Raw genomic sequence first — 20,260 nt, 5'->3', positions numbered from 1 at the left:
GAAGAAGCCAGTAACGATATTGGTATAGTTCGCCGTTGTTTACAATTGGCGCCCCGGCGATAGGACGGCTAGGCGCGATACAATTGCTGTTTAGGGCCAGCTCTCGAAGTCCAGATTCGGCAGGACAATGAATTTGCAGGACGTCCATTATGGGCACATCGGGGCCGTCTATGGCTCGGGCGATATGTCCGCTTTTGGACGAACGCGAAGTTTGCCGGAACGTCTGACTTTGGGCGCATACTTGCCGTCAAATTCGGCGTCCTTCACTGGTTCGTTCACGTATTCCGGAGAAAATTACTGTGCGAGTTGATGGATCCTCGTTCCCGGTACGACAGCCTCAGCTATTTCACATAGATGCTTATGGTGCGTCAGGTAGATGACCTGACCTGTGTTTGCCATCGCTCCGAACAGCCTGAAAACCTCCTCCGAGCGAATATGGTCGAACGTCTCCATGATGTCGTCGGCGACGAATGGGACCGAGGGCCGAAATTGCGCGAACTCGTAATAACCGGCGAGTCTTAGGGCAAGGTACAGCTGAAATCGTGCACCCTTTGAAAGCGCTTCGGTGACCTTGGATTGCCCGTCACCCTGCACAGCAATGAGAACCTCACCACCTCTTACAGGCTGGGTTGTCAGCCCCGAATACTGGCCACGCGTCATTAGCTTGAACGCGTCTGATGCGCGCGCCATCATGCCGGAGCGATGGCTCTCACGGTAGATCCGCAAAGCATTGCCAGCCGACATGATGCCAAGCTTCAGCTCTATGTAGCGAACGGCCTTCTCCTCGATTTCCAGCAGGGTTGTGCGCCGTTCAGCATCCAGGCGTGCAACCGCACTATCACCGCCGATGGCGTCCAGCTTGTCGGCCGCGCGCGTCTGCCGGATCAGCTGTTGCTGGATGGTTTCATCGAACAGGCGAAGCCGCTGCTCACCCTCAGCCTTCTCGACCGCGAGGCCGTCGAAATCGATCGCGTCCAGGATCGAGCGGGCCTGCTCGAATCCGTCGACCGCGAGCTCCGCCACTATCCGTTCCTCAAGTTCGGCGACGGTGGTGCGCAAGCCATCGCGCTCACGCAACAGCTCATCGCGTTCGACTACCTCGGGCAGAGTGGCGACACCAAAGACGCCCAGCACCTCGTTCTTGCGGCGTTCGTGTGCCAAAATCTCAGTGTCGAGGATGTCGCGCGCCTCCTTGAGGCGCTTCAGGTCGTTGCCGAGGCTTGCCTTCGTTTCACGTGTCCGCTCGGCACGCTCTAGGCGCTCGGCAAGGCGGATGGCCAACTGCTCCGGGTCGGTATCCTTCGTCGGCTCGTCGGCTTCAACCGCAACGGCGATGACCTCGACCAGAAAATTGGCCCTGTCGGCCTCCATCTTGTCGATACGCAGCTGCAGGTCGTCCCGTTCCTGCAGGCTTCTTGAAAGTTCGGCCAATTGATCGAGCACAGTGCCGACGCCGGATGCGGAGAGCCCGCTTTCGAGCCAAGTTCCCTTGAGTGCTTCGGTAATGCCGGCCAGCCATTCCTCCTCGCGACGCTCCGCCACACCTACTGCAACCCGTCGTGCCGCTAGATCCTCTTCTTTGGAGCTCACCATTCTGAGCGCCTCGGCATACTCGGCGTCCACCTTGCGCTGCCGATCCAGAAACGGCTCCGCGATGGCCATGATTGCTTCGAGGGTGTCGTTGGACTCTGATACAATGCCGACGCTTCCCAGCACTGCTCTCATTTCCAAGCGTATCTGCTCGCCGGCGTCAGCGGCTCGCTCGGCCTTCAAGCGAGCAAGTTCGATCTGCTCCCAGGCAGCGAGCGCATCGCTGCGCGCCTCGATCTGATCCTCGATCCTTTCGATCAGGCGCTCAGACGAAGGTTCCACGGCGTCTCCGAGCAGGTCCCTGGCGGCCGCGCGGATTTCCAACAATTGGGTATCCACATCCTTGCCGAGCTGTGTGCGTTGGATGCCGTTGCGTGACAGGTTGGCCGCGGCCTCGGCCAGCTCGCGCGTAGTTGCCCGGATCTCAGCCAGATCCGCCGCGCCGGCCAGCCGGCCTGCGCTGGCAATGTCATCGCGCGCCAATGCCACGGCGAAGTCGTCAGCGGTGTCACCGGTCAGCGCTGCGCGGTGCGTTGCCCACGCATCATCGCGAACTCGGCGGATGGCGGTAGCCGCTTCATCGTCGACAATGTCGCCCGAGGCACGAAGGGCATCCAATCGTGCGGCGAGCATGGCATGGTTGCCCTCGTATTCAGCAAGGCGTTCGGCAAGTACGGCGGTGTTCCTTGCCAGTTCTGACGCTACCGTCTTCCAGGCGGCAATCTGCCCGGCGCTCGGAACCGCGACGTTGGCGAGAGCGAGGGCATCTCCGTTCCATGGACGCAAGCGCGCGAGCGCCGCCTTCCATCGGATTGTTCCCGCATCTTCCGCCTCGCGAGCCGTCCTAATCTCTGCCTGGTGTCCGCTTGCTCGCGCTTTCGACAAAGCCGAGCCCAGCCTTGCCCTGGCAGGTTCGGGCACCGCCCTTTCCTCGCCGACCCGCTGCCTTGCCACCTGCAGCGCATCGAGTGCCGCCGCGGCTTCGTCGCGAGCGGCACGCATCCCGGTAGCAATCCCGGACCTCTGCTCGACCATGGCGCGAACGACGCCAACGGTGACGGCAGGCAGAAGCAGCGCGCCAGGATCCGCCTCGGAAGATCGGCCCAAGGCGGCAAGGCAGCTCGCCACGCTGTTGTTGAGGATTTGCAGCTCCATCCTGCGAGTGGGCAAGTCAAAGCCAGCCGCGGTATGGCGCACCTTGCTCTCCGCCAGCCCGCGAATGCGTTCGGAAATCGACAGGATCGGTTCGTCCTCGTCGACCGCAGTGACTTTTTCCGCCAGGCGCTCGGTCTCGTCGATGTTTGCGGACAGCCGCGTTCTGAGGCTGGCATCGTCATCGATCAGTTCGGTGACACTTCCCGTCGATGTCCGGGCTGGGGAGGCGATGTCCGGCAGCTGATCCAGCCGGGCAATCTTGCGCCGGATATCCGCCAGCATCGGCGCAGCACGCACGTAACGAGCAAAGGTATCCAGCCTGGCCACCAGCACCGCCCGATCGCTGATGGTTCGGCCGTACTGCTGCGCTGCATCGAGACGTTCGGCCTCCAGGCCCTCGTAGGTTGATGCAAGGGTGTCGATCGCATCCCTGCGCGACTTTACGTCAACAAGGCGCTTCTTCAACAGCGCCAGTTCGGTTCCATGCGCCTGCTTCCGATACAGAGCGTCTGCTTCGGCCTCGAGGGCGTTCAACGTATCACTTGCGTTCCCAAGACCGGCGCTGGCCGTGAACAGAAGCTTGCCGAGGTCGCCCCGCGACTCCAGGATAGATTTTCCGCCGGCTTCCAACGTCTCGTCATCGAGTGAGAACATCGTCGTGTAGGCGTCGCGCGACAGACCGGCGAGATGCGCCGTGATCGCCACCTCGCTTACCGGTTGGCCCGTCGCATTCAATAGCGAATTACTGCGCTGTTTCGTACGCGTGAACGTGTGTTCGGAGCCGGCCAGTTCCAGCACCCCGCCGATGCGCATGGCACTGTACTCGTGCAGGAAGTTGTAGCGGCTCCGTTCCTCGATGCCGAACAGCAAGTCTAGATAGGCCGAAAGCGCAGTCGATTTGCCGGCCTCATTCAGGCCAAACACGATATGCAGATCAGGTCCGGATTCCGGTTTGGGTCCGAAGTCGATCGAACGATCGGTGAACTTTCCATAACGAATGAGGTCAAGGCGCCGCAACCTCATGACGATCCACCGGCCTTAAGGCGGGCAGTCACCAAGTCCGCGCCCTTGGAAAGCACCTGATCGAGGAACTGTTCCAGCCCGGCTTCGTCCGTCCCAGCAAAATCCCGCCCGTCGGCCGGAAGGTCGGCGACCATCTTTTGGACGAACGCCCTCGCCTCAGCGCGGAAGGCCTCCGAGGTGGCATCGGCACGCATTGATTGCTCGAGTTCGAAAATCGGATCAGCAATATCCTCGGCGGTCTCCGTCCGAGGCGGCGCGAGGTCAAGCTCGAGCTTCTCCACCCACGTATGGCCTAGCTGTTCCGCAGCCTGTTCGGCTTCGGCAAGAAGGAGGTCCCTGTCGCGGATCAGCGCCCACATCAGTGGTGACGTTCCTGTCAGGCCAATGCGAGCCACAGCATGACGCGATCGGACGGTTGCCCGCATCTCTTCGAGTGCGAAGCGAACACGCGCGACGGCCTCGGGCCACTCCACCGCTCCGGTAAGGTCGACGCTCACCCGTTCGAACTGCGCAACGCTGGTCAGCCGTTCCTCGATCTCCACCGAACGGTCGTGGCGCACCGTCACCAGGGTGACTGATTTCTCACCGGCCTCGTTGATATCCCTCCCCTGCGGTATTCCCGGCATCACCACGGCACTGGCGCCAGGATGGACTTGGCGAGCATGGATGTGGCCGAGGGCCCAATAGTCGAAACCGTGGGCGTGCAAGTCAGCGATGCTGCAGGGCGCGTAAACGTCGTGACCTGGCGATCCAGCCAGACTGGTATGCATGATGCCTATGTTGACGGCCCCTTCACGAGCCGCCGGATATTTGGTTAACAGGCTGTCCGGCGCCTTAGGGTTCGCAAAGCTCAAACCATGGAATACGACGTCCAGACCGCCGGCTGTCTGCAATACCGACTGAGCACGACCACCAAAGATGGTAACGGTGTCGGGAAATACCAGCTGTTTGGAAATCCGCGACAGGGCGTCATGATTACCGCGGATCTTGAAAACCATGATGCCGGCCTGGTGCAGGCGTGTCATCTGCGCGCCCAAGAACCGCGCTGTCTTCATTGAAGTCTGGTCGCCATCGTATAGGTCGCCAGCAATGACCAACGCGGCCACACGTTCCTCAAGGCAGAGATCCACTATCGAAACGAATGCCTGGCGGCTGGCGTCGCCCACCAGCCCGGCAAGATCGGGATTTCGCATCGCCAGCGAACGAAGCGGCGAGTCGAGATGAATATCGGCCGTGTGTACGAATCGAAATGCCATTCGGCCTCCGCCAGCAAAAGAGGTGTTCCGAGCTTCGACAGAAATTGCAACGAGGGCGCTGCAGCGCCCCGTTACACTTCAGCTAATTTCTCGCTCGCGGATTCGCCGGCCACCAACAAGCCGTCTTGGGACCGTAACACTCCTTTGGCAACCAAATCGGCGACCCCAGCTGAAATCAGCTGCCTTAATTGTGCGCTTGTGGCTTTGAAGCCCAGCATCCTGGCAACGCCTGTGGCGATTTCTTCCTCTGTCGCACCGAGGTTGGATTTCACGACTTCCATAGCGCCTTGGGCGACCTCGTCCTGCGCAATCATTTCGGGCTTGCGCAATCCAGCGGACACGACCCCACTGCGATCCCTGAGACGAACAGGAACACCTGGCTTGAAGCAGAAGTTGCCTCGACGGGCTACTGAACCACCTCTCTGTGCTATGCTTACCCCCCGCTCGATTGCATCCTGAATCCTGCCACCGGCCCGCTGCAGACCCCAGGCGTCCCGAATACGCGAAACTATTTCGTCGACATGGATTGGCGTTTCTGTAGCCACGACCTGCTCGACCAGTCCGGCCATGATTCCGCTGGGCGTCTCGTGGAGTTCGAACGATCCCGGTCGCTTTAGTTCGGCCTCTTCGTAGGCTCGATTGGGTGTCTCGGATCCGTTTGTGCTTTCGAGACCGATTTCCGTCACGTTGCCTCGGTCGACCGTAACAACCTGCACGGCTACAGCTCGATTTCTCTGGACCCCCAATTCGGCCCGCTCATCGAGTTCTTTTCTGGCGGCCTCAATCGCTAGTATGGTTCGCTCCAGCTGCTCACGAGGCCGTTGGAACCAGTCAGCGCTCCAGATGCGATGGATGATCCAACCATGGTCTTCCAGAACCGACTGCCGAAGCCGGTCTCGATCTCTGGCCGAGCGAGATGAGTGATATTCTGCGCCATCGCATTCGATGCCAAGAATATAGCGGCCTGGCCTCTCTGGATCCGCAACTGCGAGGTCGATGAAGAAGCCGGCAATGCCCACTTGAGCATGAACCTGATAACCCATTTCGATCAGCGCGTTGGCTACCTGTTCTACAAAGATTGAATCCATTTCGCGAACCGTGACTTGGGCAAGCGAAATTCGCCCTGTTCTCGCGTAGTGCAAGAAGAGCTTGAAGGCGAAGATGCCTTTCCCTTTGCCACGCTCCAGGTCGATGTCCTCGTCTGTGATGGACGCGAATACTTCGCAGCTGCGCTTGGCGCGGCTTATGAGGACGTTGAGCCGACGCTCGCCGCCTTCCGCGCCAAGAGGGCCGAAACGCATGGCCATGTATCCCTGGGCATTCTTGGCATACCCCACCGAGATCATGATCACGTCGCGCTCATCGCCTTGAACATTTTCGAGGTTCTTGACGAAGAATGGCTCGCTTGGATGAGCGTGAAAGAATTCCTCGGTGTCGGGATTTAGTCGCCGCAGCGCTTCGAGTTCATCCTGGATCGCGCGGCGTTGGCTAACCGAAAATGTTGCAACGCCTAGAGTCTCTTGCGGGTTCACCTTCGCATGACGGATGATCGCCTCCGCTACTGCTCTCGCCTCTACCGGATTGGTTCCTGTGCCGCCGGAATCGAAGACCCCCTCCGGCACATGATGAAACCGCAACCCCATACCTGCCTCTTGGGTATAAGGGCTTGGCACGATGAAAAGCCGGTTCTCGTAGAACTGGCTGTTCGATACTGCGATTAGAGATTGGTGACGGCTACGGTAGTGCCAGCGCAGCATACGCTGCGGCAAGCCGCGGGCCGTGAACAGGCCGAGGATGCTTTCAATGTCGGCGACCTGCGCGCCCTCACCCTCGTCATCTTCAGACTGCGAGCCTGTCATCTTCGCGAAGAATGTCGTGGGTGGCAGTTGGCGTTCGTCGCCAACGACGACCACCTGACTGGCCCTGGCGACCGAGCCAAGTGCGTCCACGGGCTGGATCTGAGACGCCTCGTCCATCACGAGCAGATCGAAGGACATCCGGCCGGGCGACAGGAATTGCGCCACCGAAAGCGGGCTCATCATGAACACTGGCTTCAGCGCCTGGATGGCAGGGCCTGCCTTCTGCATCAATTGCCGGATGGGCATGTGGCCTCGTCTGCGCGCCATCTCAGAACGAAGCAGTCCGACAGGTCCAGCTCCGCCGTCTCTTGAAGGAATTTTCCGGTGATGAGCCGTTACAACTTCGATGGCGCCGGCCTTGATGCGCTGGCGGTCCAGATCTGCGAAGTCACGTACAGCCCTGGAATGCAGTTCCCCGTCGAACCTTGCCAGCTCCGGCTCATCGGTCGCCATCGCCAGAAACATTCGTTCGTAGTAGGCCATATCAAAAACTGATCGAGCCGATCCTGTTGTAATCTGGCCGTTGGCTAGGCCGTCTATCAACTGTCCCAGTCCAGCCTTTCGGGCCGTTTCGGATCGCTCTTCATAGGCAACCCATTTCGAGAGCTGCTCCTGATGATCGAGCCAACCCTGCAGCCGAGAAACGACCTCGCCTATCGCGACGTCCGGAAAATCGACTACTCCAAACAAGGAGGGAGCATCGGCTTTCAAATCCCCTGTAAGCGCCTTCAATTCCCGCGCTGCCGCTTGGGCCGCTTCACGTGCTGAACGTGCCGAGTTTGCGATCTCGATTCTTTCAGGCAACCGCGCAGCCAGATGTCGGATCGAGCCATTTTCTTTCAGCCAAAGCTCGGCTTGCGTGAGAGCGGCCCAATCGGATCCTCGACCGTGCCACGACGAGCCGAATACGAACTTGCCAAGGCTCTCTCCCGCATCGATCCCTTGAGCAAGTGCTTGTAGTCTGCCTAGTCGGCGCAGTAGCTCCACCCGCTCAGTGATTAGATCCGGAACGTCAGTCAGAACCTGTCGTGACGCATCATCGGCTTGAGCTACAGTGCTCGCCTTCGCTTCCATCAGTTGCAGCGAGGCCCGCTCGGCGGAAGCCACGTCGCCTAGCATGGATGACGCGAGGTGCCCGAGATCGTTCCAGAAACCTTCGATAATTGGCCGACCGATTTCGATAACCTTGCGAACGCGCGCTGCACGCGCACCGGCCTCGGAGCGTTCCGCCATCCGGCCGGCGATAATCCGAGGTTCGGGGCCTAGCCCTCGTAGAGTCCGCATCCACTCCACTAGCGCGAGCAGTGGCGCGGAAGCCGATCGCTCCCCACGCCAATCTGCCCCGAAGGCGGAACGGCCAAAAGCGTCGCCTTCGCGGACTCTTGCTGCGGCAGCCTGACCCTTCATCAAAAGGTCGAGGAGACCAACTATCTGCGTCGCAGGCGCGCTAGGGTCGACCACAATAGTCCGCGCAAGTGCTGTGGCGCGACGGTAGTCGCCGTTCAATGCTTTCAATATTCCCGTGTGTGTGGCGAGCGCCTGCCGCGCCGCGGCCACCTCGGTGCTCCACGCCGCGTCAACAACCTTGCCCTGAAGGTCGGCTCTGGCAGCCTCAAGCGTCGCTACGCTGTCGGCAAGGTCGCCTGCCTGCTCAAGTCCGGAGTCCCAAACGGTGGCTGCGAAGGCCTCCGGACTTGCGTCAGGTGCTGCCGCTACTCGCTCGCCGGTCACGGCCAGCCTGAGCAAGCCTGCCAACGTGTCTGGCAATATCGCCGATCCGAGTTCCTGATTCAGGCGCTCAGCTTCTTCCCTCAAGCGTGGGAGCAGAATGGTGAGCTGTCGCGCACGATGGAAACCATCTTTCGGAAATTCCGAGGGAAGCTTTGCAAGCTCTGTCTCGAGACCTTCAATTGGCGTGTCGATAGCCGTTGCCGCCAACTGCTCCGAAAGTTCCTCGGACTTGCGGGCGAAATCCGTTCCTGACCAGAGAAGCGATGAAATGTCTTTCGGACGCTCATCCCATACCGGCGAGACGAGCGCCTCGGCAGGAAGTCCAGGCGCGGACGCGAGAAGCTCAGCGCGATCTTCTATCTCGCCGCTGTCGCTGAGAATTTTCGGAGGCTCGGCCTTGATCCGCTCAGCGATACCGACCAGTTTGGCGTGCAGTGCCTTGGCTTGGTCCAGCAACGCCGCGATGCGTGGGACGAGCCTCTCAATGGTCGTTGGAAGAACGACATCCAGGCCAACTCCCCGCCACGGGTGGTGGATCGGCAAGCCGATCTCGTTGATCCGCTGAGAGACCTCATCGAGCAATTTGCGACGTTGCGAAACGCCGTCAGTTGTCCAGCTTGTGGCATCCGTAAGTTCGATGTCCACTGGTTTCTGACCGACCTGCCTTAGTCGGGTTAGCTGGCCGAGAACCTGATAAGGAGTGAGTTCGGACGCTCCGAACGCAACGTGCATTCGTGCAGCATGTGCGTTGAGTTTATCGCGAGCCTCCAGCAAGCGATCAGTTAGGGAAGAAGGAAGCTGGCCCCTGGGCGATCCGAGTTGCCAGGTTCGCCGCAGCTCCTCTAGCATCATGCGCTTGTTCGCCTTGTTACTATGCAGCTCAAGGCAGGCGTCCCCCACCCCAGCAGTGTCAAGCCGTCGCTTGACGACCTCCAGCGCTGCCATCTTTTCGGCCACGAACAGCACGGTCTTTCCGTCGGCAACGGCCGACCCAATAATGTTTGCGATCGTCTGCGATTTTCCTGTCCCAGGCGGACCTTGGATAACGAGGTCGCGACCTTTTCTGACGTCATGGATCGCCAGTGTCTGAGAACTGTCACTGTCGACGATATGCAACATTTCGGCGGGCGCAATGTGCGGATCAATCGCTATGTCGTCCGACATAAGCGGCTCGCGTGTTTCGAAACCATCTGAAAGAAGCGAGCGGATCTTCGGTTGTTCGATAATCTTTGCGCCATCGGGCCAGAGATCCGGATCCAGATCACGGTACATCAAGAACTTCGCAAACGAGAAGAAGCCGAGCACCATATCGTCGCGAAGCACCTCCCAACCCTCTTTGGTCGAAATTGCTTCGGCAACGGCATCGAGATAGGCCGAGACGTCGAAGTCATCTCCCACCTCAAAACGCGGCAGAGCGAGCTTGTGAATGCGGTCGAGATAGAGTTCCAAGGAGAGGTTTGCGGTAAGATCTTCCGGCCGGGCTCGTAGGCGGAATTTTTCTCCAGCGGCCCCTCGCTCAAGCCGAACCGGCACCAAAATGAGGGGGGCCTGACGGATGTTCTCTTTGTTGTTCGGGTCAATCCACTTCAGCATTCCAAGGGCCAGAAAGAGGATATTGACGCCCTGCTCTTCCTCGAGTGTGCGGGCATCATGGTAGAGATCAAGGAGCCGCCGCTGCAGCCCAGTTGGGGTCATACGCGTCTGCAGCTTGGTGTCCGAGTGCCGCGCGGATATCCCTCTGTTATCGACTCCATCGTCCTCTGGTTGGGCGAGAGCGACGGGGGAATAGTCGATCTCTTCGTCTGGAGGGCTGCTTTCATCCTGGCCCGCTTTCGGCCTATCGGGCTTGCCGGCCAGGAAGGTAAAAGCCTTTCCTTCGGTCACCAGCAATCGATAAATTTCGGACGACTTCTCATCGACGATATCGATCGTCTTCGCGCTCTTGGAAAACCGCGGCACATTCAAAAGTCGATTGCGGGCGGAAAGATCGAGCAACTCCATCCTGGCGCGCTCGAGTTTCTCCTTTAGAGGGAGATCGCTTTGGAAGACTGACTGTTTTACGTCCAAGACTTACATCCCCTTTGAAAGGAGAACCAGCTAGAGCCCGCGTAGAGCGTTCGCGCAAGAAAAAACAGCCGTGTTCAATTAGAAACGACTGCGATCACTTCTGGACACCGTCCAATATTGCGACGTGTGATATGGGTCAGAGCCTGCATTCTTGGCCCCCTTTGCCTAGTCGCTATCCGACGAGGATTCTCGCTCCCTGCCCCCGTATTTAGCCGCCTCCACAATGTCTTTTTCTGACACAGAGAGTCCGTTGCGGACCCGAATGGCTCCCGCACTTGGAACGCGGTCCAATTCAGATCCAGTCTTTGCCTTATCCTTCTGGGGCTTAACCTCCGGCGGCGGGTCTTTCGAAAATGTCATGCGTAGGTCCTACTCGTCCAAATCTAAATGCATCCGCCTGTGAGCCTCAAGCCGCTTTCCTGGTCATACAAAGAAAACGCCGCGCCCAATCAATCCACCGTCTCTCGTGGTTCCGCATTCTGATTGGCGCTTTAACATTCATCACTATTAGCGCCTGGCATTTAGTATCCTCCCTCTACTGGTTTTTTTAGCCGATAAGTAATAGATCGGGATTTCACTGCAGAAGTCCGGAGCCATGAAGTGACTGACGAAATCCAAAATACGGCCACCGCGCTGATGGAGCTTACCGCCGATATCGTTGCGGCTTATGTGAGCAAGAATTCAGTGCCGGTCTCCTCATTGCCGGACCTTATTGCCAGCATCAATTCGTCATTAGCGCGTATCGGCCAGCCGTCCGAACCGGAAAAACCCGACCAAGTTCCCGCGGTCAACCCCAAGCGCTCAGTCACTCCAGACTACATCGTCTGCCTCGAAGACGGCAAAAAGTTCAAGTCCCTCAAGAGACACTTGAACACGCATTTTGGACTGACGCCCGACGCCTATCGCCAAAAATGGGGCCTCTCCAACGATTACCCCATGGTCGCGCCTAACTATTCAGCCAATCGCTCCAGATTGGCAAAATCGATTGGCCTCGGTCGCACAGCAGCCGCGCCCAAGAAAGCAGCAGCCAAGAAGTCAAAGACGCGCTAGCAAAACATTTGGCAGCTTCGCAAAGGATCGAAAATTGAATCGCGATCGCTATTCCCATCGCCGCAGCTCGCGGCCAAGACGCGGCCGGGTTTCAATTATGCGCAAGCGTTTCTTTTCACATAAATCATTAGCCGCGATCCTGGTGATCACGCTAGCAGTGGGCGCTTATGTCACCTCCTACTTTACAGGGTGGGGCAACCAGATCGCGGGACCCAATACAGCAAGCGCACTCGGGTCAAAACCGAAGCCTATCGTCGGCGTAGCGTCCATCGTTGACGGGGACACGATCGAGATCCACGGACAGCGTATTCGTTTCAATGGCATCGACGCACCTGAAAGCAGCCAAAACTGCAGCGACGCAAGCGGGCAAGAATACCCATGCGGCCGCAAATCCGCAGAAGCACTGGACATCTTCCTCAGTCAATCCCGACCCATCCAGTGCAACTTTGTTTCGTGGGATCGTTACAACCGCTTCGTTGGTGATTGTCAGCGGGCGGACGGTGCTAGCATTGCGTCTTGGATGGTCGAACAGGGTTATGCCCTGGATTGGCCTCGATACAGCCATGGTAGTTACGCGTCACAACAGGCAGATGCCCAAAGGGCCAAGATTGGCATCTGGGTTGGCACTTTCACAGCCCCTTGGGATTGGCGAGCAACACATGCAGCCAACAATAAACCCGGTAATGACACATCCTACGGCCTTACAGGCCGTCGCCAAATAGCTCAGAGCTATTCGTGTCAACCGCGTCGCTATTGTAAGCAAATCTCCTCATGCGATGAGGCGCGCTGGTATCTCAATAACTGTAGCTGGGGACCCAAATTGGACCGGGACGGCGACGGAATTCCGTGCGAAGGCATTTGCTGACCAAGCCAATTCCTTAGCGCGCTTTCAGCAAGCCGGACTGGCCACCAGCGTTTCGGTGCATTTGCGCGAGTGCCAATAGAGCCTGGCAAAAGGGCTGGCTGACGTTTGTCTTGGAAAATTCCACCAGCTCGTTGAGCCCGGATGGGCTAGAAAACCGCAAGGCTTCGTAGCGACAGACAGGGATCTGCCGATTATCTCTGAAGCGTTTGTCGGGTCCGCCATTCTTATTGGGATGAGCCCAGGTATAGCTCACGATCTCAGCATCAGATGGAACTTTGCCGGTCTCAATAAAATTGCTGGGGGCAAATTGCGTCCTGAGGTCTCCATACCCAACGGCACCGTACTGGTTTCCGTCCTTCACCAAAATCATGTCTGGCATGAAATAAAGGATTTGCCGGCCGACGTGTATCGACGGTGGTGTGACATTGCTGCGAACAACCGTCGGCAAGGAAGCTTGGAGCGTCGTCGACTTTTTATCGACCAACATCGTGGCTCCCGCATTGCGCTTCCAAGTCGTCAGATCCTCTATCTTGCCACCAGCCGCGACATGCCAACTCGCCGCGCAGCGTGTGAGCGTGTCAAAGGCGGCGACAAGTCGCCCGTAGGCCGCCTCCGCGTCCTGCTCCAAATCATAGTAGAGCACGCTCACCCGGCGGTAGCTGTCCAACCAGTTGCCAATAAGCATGCCCGGCAAAAAGGCAGCAATACCGATCAGCGCCACCCCACCTCCCAGCATTGCGCCTGCGATCAATCCGGCGATCCCAAACAGCACGGCCAGGATGAGCGACATTCGCGTCTGCGATTGCCTCGCATTGATTTCATCAAGCACATTGGCAAATGTCTCATCACGCATCTCGATCACATCGGCGGACTCGATTTCTCTCATCACGACGCCACCGCTGACATATTCCACGGGTGAGGATGTTGGATGGGGCTTTGGCCCAGATGGGAATTCAGACAGTTGCAGCGTCTGCTTGGCGCTGCGCTTTCCCAAAGTGCCTCGGTAGTAGAGACCGCCGACGCCTGCATGAATATAATGCCCTCGTGGGCCAGTCCCGATACGAAGACCTTGCACGCCAACGGACGCGCCAACCCCGCCAGACGAGAAGTTAAAGCGGAAAGGTCCCGCACTAATCGATTTTCGAACGTAAAACCCCATCCCCGCAATCCCCCCCAAGCCCTGTGAGCGAAACCCAAGGGCAGTTCGCCTCACAACTTTGGTACCGGAACCAGTCCAATATCTGTCTCTCGCGAACGTTGCCTGACCCTGATCTCAATTCGCCTCCTCGCCTTGACGTCGCCGGCCTGTGCGCCGTCGGTGAGCCGGTCGCCAGGCAATATCAACTGGCCGCCGGACATTGGCAGGATGGTGAAGCCTTTCAGTTCCGGCATATCGCGCAGGATGCCTGTGACGGAGATCGCTCGCGCTAATCCAAGCCCGGCATTGTCGGCAGGATGGAGTGTGCCAATGTCCATCTTGCGCGCCAGTACGGGCTGAAGGCCTCTGTCCATATTCGATGAGTCACCGGACATCGCCTGCTCGTCCGTGTGGCCAATCACCTCAATGACGTCCACACCATAGGAAGTTGCAATTCCAGCAATGGTCTTCGACATCTGCCGCAACTTCGTTTTGAAGCCACCGGAAAGCTCCGCACTTCCAGTATCGAAATTATAGCCATCGAGCTCGCTAAGACTGATGATCGGTGGCCAATCGTGTGGCTTGTCAGCAGAGGCCTCGTTCCTTGCCTTCTTCAGTGCGTCAGCAAGATCCTTGGACGTCTTGCCCGTGCCAACGTAGCCGAGCTCGCGCAGAACCTTCATCTTCTCGATCATGGCTTTGGCCTGATCAACGTCGACGTCGTTGTCAGAGAGGACTTTGGCGGCCGGCGCGCTTTTCACCGCTTCCTCAAGGGTCAGTCCCACTTTTTTGATTGCCTCTGCGGCCTCTTTGGCCCGGACCAATTCACGCCATTCTTGATCTGGTACATTGCGTCGACTTGCAGGCTTGACCATGGCATTCAGCTGAGCCAGCAACCGCTTGTTTTCCTCGTCAAGCTTGCGAGCGTTCTCATTGAGGGACTGCGCAATCTTCTGCGCTGCCGCAGCCTCTTTCTTTGTCTTGGCGATGAGCGCGCCTGCAGCAAGCAAAAGGCAGAAAACGAGAAGCAGCATCGTCTCAGCCATCGTCAGGCCGAGTATCAGGCCGCGGCCATAGCCCTTGCGCTCAAACGTAATGGCTGTTCCGCTAACCTCACTCACCTGCCCCACCAACTTGCTCTCTTTGGCGGTTCACCCTTCTCCACCTCCGCCGGACTGCTTAACGATCGGAAGGTGTCGCCCTCCGTGTCATCCGAAACCTTGATTGGCGTCTCCACAGGGGAGGCAACAGTGGAAGGTGCCGCCACTCGCTCGACATCGTTCGCTATCGCATTGCTCAGAGGCTGGGGAGTGCGCACGGCCGGGAGGCTATGTTGTGTAAGGGTTGCGACGAGGCCGCGTGTTTCATTGCTGTGTTTCTGCATCACAGCCATGAACTCCTCAGTCAAACGCTGCTGCGCTTGGACAGTTTCTGCGGTCTTTTCTGCGGCCGCTGCCGCTCTCTCCACTCCAGTCGCCACCTTGATCACTGCGTCGGCAAGACCGGTCATCCGCGTTTGCTGCTCTTGCGAGGCTGTTTCGGTTTTTATCGCATATTGTGCGACAGCATTACCCAGGAGCTTGACCATCGGCGCCAGATCGTTCTTCAGCACCTCATCAGGAACAACCACCTTTTCCAGCTTGGCAGCCATATTGTCGGCTTGATTACCGAGCTTTCCAACAGAGTTGGACATCGAGCTGTTGGCTTTATCCAGCAAATCCGCTGCAGCTCCAACGCGGTTCGCTATCGAAGCAAACTGGGTTTCGACTTGCCCGAAATTGTGCTGCAACGCGTCACTGAGCTTGGCAGACGCCTCTTGGACAGGCTTGATCGATTCCATGGCAATATTGTCCAGGGCAGATCGAATGTGCTCCCCATTGCGTGCCGCTTGCTCGGCAATCTCTGCAAAGCCCTCTTCGAGCATTTGATGGCTGACACGACGAAAGTCGGCGAACTCCCTGGTTACGCTTTCCATCTCGGCTCTTACACGCCGTGTCATGTCGGCAAGTTCGTGCCTCGCCGTTCGCTCAATGTCCGCGGGATCGCGCCGCATCTGATTGTAGAAAACCCTCAGAGCAATACCGGTGATCGTCGACGTGATCGCGATGCCAAAATTTTGGACGATCGTGTCGGTTGAGCCTTCCGTTCCAAACTGAAACAGCGAGACCCCAAGGCTCGTCAGGGTGAACAGGAAGCCCATATAGTAGAGGTTATCGCCGGTCTGCTCGTCGTGCAGTTGTAGCTTTCCAGCAAAGATCGAAACCCCGAGATAGAAAAACATCAGGCAGGCCGGTGCTACCGCCGCGACGATCGGATTTACGCCTGAGAGTTTTGCAATGGCGATGAATACACACCCGCCGAGTGTCAATGCCGCGAAAACCACGACCGGCAGACGTGGATGATCCAGCAAAGGTTTGTCGTGCGCTCTCGCCATCAGTTTAACCCATCCAAGCCAACCAGCTTTTCGAACTCGCCGTGATGGTTCTGGACCCAATGTGTCCAGAACTCCGCGTGATCCAGGGTCTGAAATGGCTTCTTTGCCCGATCGATATAAAGAATTGTGATGCCCACCCCATCCAGCGACGTCCCATATGTGCGGTCGGCGGCGCTGTTGAGGTATTTTTGGTAATCCAGTCCCGATCGGTACTGCGAGTAAATCGTCGTATGCTCGATCATGTCAGAGGCGACCACCAATCGCTTGGGACTGCCCTGTTTGGCCAAGCTGCTATCGAAGAGCGACAGCTTGATTTTCTGAATTCCAGCCATGATCGGAGATTGGCTCGCGGAAGCCGCATTCGGGATTTCATCGGGAAGTTTGTTCAAAGGATCGCCGAAGGCGTTTTCCCACTTCTTTTGACGCCGCGCAGGATTGTTGGTCCAACTATCGACGGTCGACCCATCACCGGGATTGCATCCATCGAACATCACCGTCAGCTCACCAGGCGCCGAGCTCAGGGTATAAATCCTCACATACCCACCCGGCTCGACCTGCCCAATGGTCTTTCGGAACTCGTTCTTGAGATCAGCCATCGTCGTTGCCGAAATTGGATCAGTGGCGTCGATGAGGACGGCGGTCAGGCTGGAGGGTCCGTCCAATGGGCAATTCGTGTTGGCGTCGATATGGCCATTGCCAGACCTGGTCCACATCCAGCCGAAGCCGGCCAACATCGCAACGGATAGCACACCAAGGGCAATGGCCGCGGCAATGGTACCCGCATTGCCTTTCTTGCGTCTGCGGGTTCGCCTAGACATTCACGCTGTCCGGGTGAAGCTTATCAAGATCTCGGTACTGCTCAATTCCCCGTTCGCATTCCTGACCAATCAGACGAACCTGCTCGTTGAGTTCCTCCTGCGCCTGGCGAATTGATGCGCCAACATCTCCCTCATTCCACTCCCGCTCGCCGGTGACGTATGGCTTGATGCGATCAAGTTTGTAGGGCGTTCCGAAATGCTTGGGCGCCGGCTCGGTCCTCGCCTGGATGTTGGCTTCCCGATACATCGACAAAAGCTGATTGCAGGCTCGCTCCAATTGGTCTTGATGCTGCGCAAAAAGAGCCAGAAGCCTCGATCGATGATCGACAATCGCGCGGTGCTCGCGCCGGCGACTACCAAGCTGCTTGACGATTTCCTCCACTTTTTCGTTGTGGTCGTCGCGGACATCCTGCAGCTCTTCGATCAGTTCCTTCTTTCGATCGATGTAGTCATCGCGCCGTCGAACGAGCCGATTTTCAACGCCAGTGTAGCCTGGGTAAGGGTCGAGCACGAACCAGCCGTCGATAAAAGCGAAAAGCGAAAACATCAGGCCGATCGCAAACAGCAACCAGGACTTGATGTCCGTGAGACCCGCTGGATTGGCGAGCATATTACGGATGACCTCAGCGCCGGCGCCGTCAGCGAGCGAGCCGCTGACCTCACGGTAGTGCGCTAGCGCCAAGTTTATCGAAATCGCCAAGCCGATATAGAAAAGGATTGAAATGATCCCAACGAATTTTACGAAAAACGACCGATGGGTGACGAGACGAGCGCAGAAAACCGCCAGGAGCAAAGCCGCCCCGATGTTGATGAAAGAGAATGCCGCAGCCTCAAGGATGCCACCAAAAAATCCCTGCTCATTGCCCTTGGCCAGGAAGTTGCCGTTCATCGCTGTCTCGACCAGAAACAGAAATAGCAGAAGCGATAGCCGGAAAATGTGAGCGGCACCGTGCTGCACACGCGCGGCACGAACGAGACCGTGCTTCTCCTTAAACCATGCATGCTCTTTTTCGGCGTCGTTCAGGGCCCTTCTCAGGCCGTGAAGTTCATCGAGGCCCACGGCGACCGAGGCTTTGAAGTCCGAAACGCTAGCGGCATTCGTCTGACGGATTAGACCGAATTGTTCCTCGAAATCGAGGCCGGCAAGACGACCTCCAAGGAGTTGCAGGTTGTCCTCAAGAGTGTGATGCGCAGCCTTCTTCTCATCCTCAACGCGTTCCACGATGGCATGTTCGACATCGTCGAGATTCTTTGCCGTTTTCGGGGGTTGGTTCACCTCGCCGCGCTGCTTTCCGCGGTTAATGACATCCAGGTCGCCGTCGATCTTGGCAGGGTCCAGGCTGTTGAATAGCTGAGTGCTCGCCCGAAAATCGTGGTTGGATTCTCGCAGTGAGTCACGCAACTTATTTAGTTTTTCGAATTTAGAGCCCACGCACTCACAACCCCAACTTTACGCCCCCCGGCAGAGTGGTTTCTATGCATAGTAGAGCTAAAGGGCAACCGCACATTCACTTCTATCCACTTGCTAGTGCGGATCAGGCTCAATTGAGTTCCAACAAATGATCATGGCTGCTGATCAACTGGTTGATCGGCCGCGACTAGTCATGTCATGAGCCGTGCTGCGATGCTCTAAGGACAGAGTGCTACGAGCGGGTTCGCGACTGGGAAATTATCCACAGTCGTATACGTGTACTGGATCTCACCGCCCAGGCGAACGAAGGCAGATAGTTCCTCCGCACGACAGACATAGTTTTTGGTCATTTCATCGATCTTCTGGACATAGACCGGCCGCGAGACGCCAGCAGCCAACAATTTGGCGTCTACTTCCGCATCGGTCTGAGCCCAGGTGGCGTTGAAAACGATCCTTGGCCCGATTGCGATGATGCTCCGAACGGAGATGTTCGAACTGATCAGCATGGGCAATGCTGGAGCCATTTCGGTTTGCATTTTTTTTGCGTAGGCGCAGACGTCGGTCTTGGTGTACTTCGAGAGGCATTCATTTGCCGTCGCCACCCTTGGCCATGTCAGCAGGATCGCCAACGGGACGTGCATCAATCGCAATCCATCCAAAGTATTCTCCTCGCCCGATCTTGGCCTGCACAGAGGAGCATCTATCCTATTTGTGTTCACAGTGCCACGAGCAGCTTGTGCCCGACCGGCAATAGTGCTCTGTCTGAAATACTTTGGGAGGGCAATAAAATGAAAACAACATTTCTCGCGGCTATGGCCGCTGCAATAATCGCTTGCGCGACCGGCGCGTTTGCACACAGTGGCGGCACTGATGCCAACGGTTGCCATACCAACCATAAGACCGGCGCGTATCACTGTCACTGAAGGTCACGCCTTTCTGAGGGACACAAACATGCTGAAGAACATCATGTCAGCTCCGCTGGGCCTCCTCTTCATGCTGGGCGGGCCGATCACCTACGTGATGAATGTCGTCGACACATGGCAGGGCCATGCATCAGTGGTCGTAAAAATCCTGATTAACTTGAGCCTGGATGCGATGTTGGCGTTCATTTGGCCGATCACTTGGGCAATCTGGCTTTTCAAATATATGGCGGGCGCCGAAACTCCACTAACAACCGTGCTGGGCGTTTGAGGATCAAGTTTGCTGAAAATAATGCTTTTCGACGCCGGCCGGAACGGTCCGGTTGGTCTGCATCTGTGTAGCTATTGCCTCGCTGCTGGCGGTAGCGCCATGGCCGTACGGCTATTACCAATTCCTCCGCGTGGTGGTCTTTTTCGCCGGGATCTACTGCGGAGCCATGGTGTGGCGATCAGGCCCTGAAAATCGCACCCTGGCTTGGGCGCTGTTTGGAGCGGCAGCGATCTTCAACCCGTTCATGCCGGTTCATTTGCCGCGCGAGCTGTGGGCAATCTTCAACGTCGCAGCGGCTACTCTGTTCGGCTTTGTCGCATACCGGCACCGGAATTAAGCCGATAATCTGAGATGGCCAAGAGTGGACCTGAGACGCCGAAGGTCAAGGCGCGCCCGAGGGTCACCGTGTCACAGCCGTTGGCGCTTTATGCGGGAGATCTCCTCGAGCGGACGAAGGAGTACTTCGAGGCTTTCAACCATCTAGGCTCGGAGTCGGAAAAGGCGCATCTTTTTGCCCGTTATTTTCTATTTTCGCATGCCCTAGATGTGGAGCTTCAACAGGTTGTCCTCGATCAGGGCGAGGCGACTGATAGGCGTTTTTGACTTTAGGCTGCCATGTGGACGATGCCAATTGTATCTGTGCAGCCAGACAGGCAGTTCGGCGGCACGATG

The 20,260-nt window shown here is 57.6% G+C and carries 15 protein-coding genes and 1 pseudogene; 6 read left to right on the top strand and 10 right to left on the bottom strand.

Features of this window, described 5'->3' with window-relative positions:
- Positions 1 to 294 precede the first annotated feature (294 nt).
- The 3 genes from EN932_RS03735 to EN932_RS03725 form a co-directional block, all read right to left on the bottom strand.
- Positions 295 to 3,768 (bottom strand): AAA family ATPase, encoded by a 3,474-nt coding sequence (locus tag EN932_RS03735; protein WP_063169422.1) that lies wholly within the window; start codon positions 3,766 to 3,768, stop codon positions 295 to 297.
- Positions 3,765 to 5,024, bottom strand: a complete 1,260-nt coding sequence (locus EN932_RS03730; protein WP_063169423.1) for a DNA repair exonuclease — start codon at positions 5,022 to 5,024, stop codon at positions 3,765 to 3,767. Before EN932_RS03730 ends, EN932_RS03735 begins: the two co-directional genes overlap by 4 nt.
- A gap of 71 nt (positions 5,025 to 5,095) precedes the next feature.
- Positions 5,096 to 10,681, bottom strand: a complete 5,586-nt coding sequence (locus tag EN932_RS03725; protein ID WP_063169424.1) for a DUF3320 domain-containing protein — start codon at positions 10,679 to 10,681, stop codon at positions 5,096 to 5,098.
- Between the two features lie 636 nt (positions 10,682 to 11,317).
- Here EN932_RS03725 and EN932_RS03720 point away from each other — a divergent pair.
- Together EN932_RS03720 and EN932_RS03715 are read left to right on the top strand one after the other, a co-directional pair.
- Positions 11,318 to 11,731, top strand: a complete 414-nt coding sequence (locus EN932_RS03720; protein ID WP_082826711.1) for a MucR family transcriptional regulator — start codon at positions 11,318 to 11,320, stop codon at positions 11,729 to 11,731.
- Positions 11,732 to 11,765: 34 nt separating this feature from the next.
- Positions 11,766 to 12,596 carry a thermonuclease family protein gene (locus EN932_RS03715; RefSeq protein ID WP_127224212.1) on the top strand — a complete coding sequence of 277 codons (831 nt, stop codon included), beginning with the start codon at positions 11,766 to 11,768 and terminating at the stop codon, positions 12,594 to 12,596.
- Between the two features lie 13 nt (positions 12,597 to 12,609).
- Here the strand turns inward: EN932_RS03715 and EN932_RS03710 are convergent, their stop codons facing one another.
- The 6 genes from EN932_RS03710 to EN932_RS03685 all read right to left on the bottom strand — a co-directional run bounded on the left by EN932_RS03710 (position 12,610) and on the right by EN932_RS03685 (position 19,056).
- Positions 12,610 to 13,755, bottom strand: coding sequence for a DUF4236 domain-containing protein (locus EN932_RS03710; protein ID WP_095770037.1), 1,146 nt, complete (start codon positions 13,753 to 13,755; stop codon positions 12,610 to 12,612).
- A 50-nt stretch (positions 13,756 to 13,805) separates the two neighbouring features.
- Positions 13,806 to 14,864 (bottom strand): hypothetical protein, encoded by a 1,059-nt coding sequence (locus tag EN932_RS03705; RefSeq protein WP_224571173.1) that lies wholly within the window; start codon positions 14,862 to 14,864, stop codon positions 13,806 to 13,808.
- Positions 14,852 to 16,168, bottom strand: coding sequence for a hypothetical protein (locus EN932_RS03700; RefSeq protein WP_063169428.1), 1,317 nt, complete (start codon positions 16,166 to 16,168; stop codon positions 14,852 to 14,854). Before EN932_RS03700 ends, EN932_RS03705 begins: the two co-directional genes overlap by 13 nt.
- On the bottom strand, positions 16,168 to 16,986 hold the full coding sequence (locus tag EN932_RS03695) for a hypothetical protein (protein WP_063169429.1): 819 nt from the start codon (positions 16,984 to 16,986) through the stop codon (positions 16,168 to 16,170). The genes EN932_RS03700 and EN932_RS03695 overlap by 1 nt, the downstream gene beginning before the upstream one ends.
- Positions 16,979 to 18,418, bottom strand: coding sequence for a hypothetical protein (locus EN932_RS03690; RefSeq protein ID WP_063169430.1), 1,440 nt, complete (start codon positions 18,416 to 18,418; stop codon positions 16,979 to 16,981). Before EN932_RS03690 ends, EN932_RS03695 begins: the two co-directional genes overlap by 8 nt.
- 197 nt (positions 18,419 to 18,615) lie before the next feature.
- Complete coding sequence (locus EN932_RS03685) at positions 18,616 to 19,056, bottom strand: hypothetical protein (protein ID WP_126066778.1); 441 nt, start codon at positions 19,054 to 19,056, stop codon at positions 18,616 to 18,618.
- Positions 19,057 to 19,185: 129 nt separating this feature from the next.
- On the opposite strand from EN932_RS03685, the gene EN932_RS39695 reads away from it, so the two are divergent.
- From EN932_RS39695 to EN932_RS37880, 4 genes are read left to right on the top strand one after another with little or no spacing between them, the layout of a single operon-like run.
- Positions 19,186 to 19,320 carry a YHYH domain-containing protein gene (locus EN932_RS39695; protein WP_199489651.1) on the top strand — a complete coding sequence of 45 codons (135 nt, stop codon included), beginning with the start codon at positions 19,186 to 19,188 and terminating at the stop codon, positions 19,318 to 19,320.
- A 28-nt stretch (positions 19,321 to 19,348) separates the two neighbouring features.
- Positions 19,349 to 19,588: a hypothetical protein gene (locus EN932_RS03675; protein WP_082826591.1), complete on the top strand. Its 240-nt coding sequence runs from the start codon at positions 19,349 to 19,351 to the stop codon at positions 19,586 to 19,588.
- A gap of 52 nt (positions 19,589 to 19,640) precedes the next feature.
- Positions 19,641 to 19,925, top strand: a complete 285-nt coding sequence (locus EN932_RS03670; RefSeq protein ID WP_063169433.1) for a DUF6804 family protein — start codon at positions 19,641 to 19,643, stop codon at positions 19,923 to 19,925.
- Between the two features lie 14 nt (positions 19,926 to 19,939).
- A complete protein-coding gene (locus EN932_RS37880; protein WP_127248734.1) occupies positions 19,940 to 20,191 on the top strand; it encodes a hypothetical protein in 252 nt (83 codons plus the stop codon).
- On the opposite strand, the pseudogene EN932_RS03665 reads toward EN932_RS37880, so the two are convergent.
- Positions 20,129 to 20,260 (bottom strand): annotated as a pseudogene (locus tag EN932_RS03665) (IS481 family transposase); the annotation flags it as partial. The gene EN932_RS37880 and the pseudogene EN932_RS03665 sit on opposite strands and share 63 nt — an antisense overlap.

Origin of the sequence: Mesorhizobium sp. M7A.F.Ca.US.002.01.1.1, assembly GCF_004022955.1 — a bacterium.
In the GTDB taxonomy this organism is placed as follows: Bacteria; Pseudomonadota; Alphaproteobacteria; order Rhizobiales; family Rhizobiaceae; genus Mesorhizobium; species Mesorhizobium ciceri.
The sequence above is the reverse complement of the archived record's forward strand: the minus strand, read 5'-3'. Positions and strand labels throughout refer to the sequence as shown.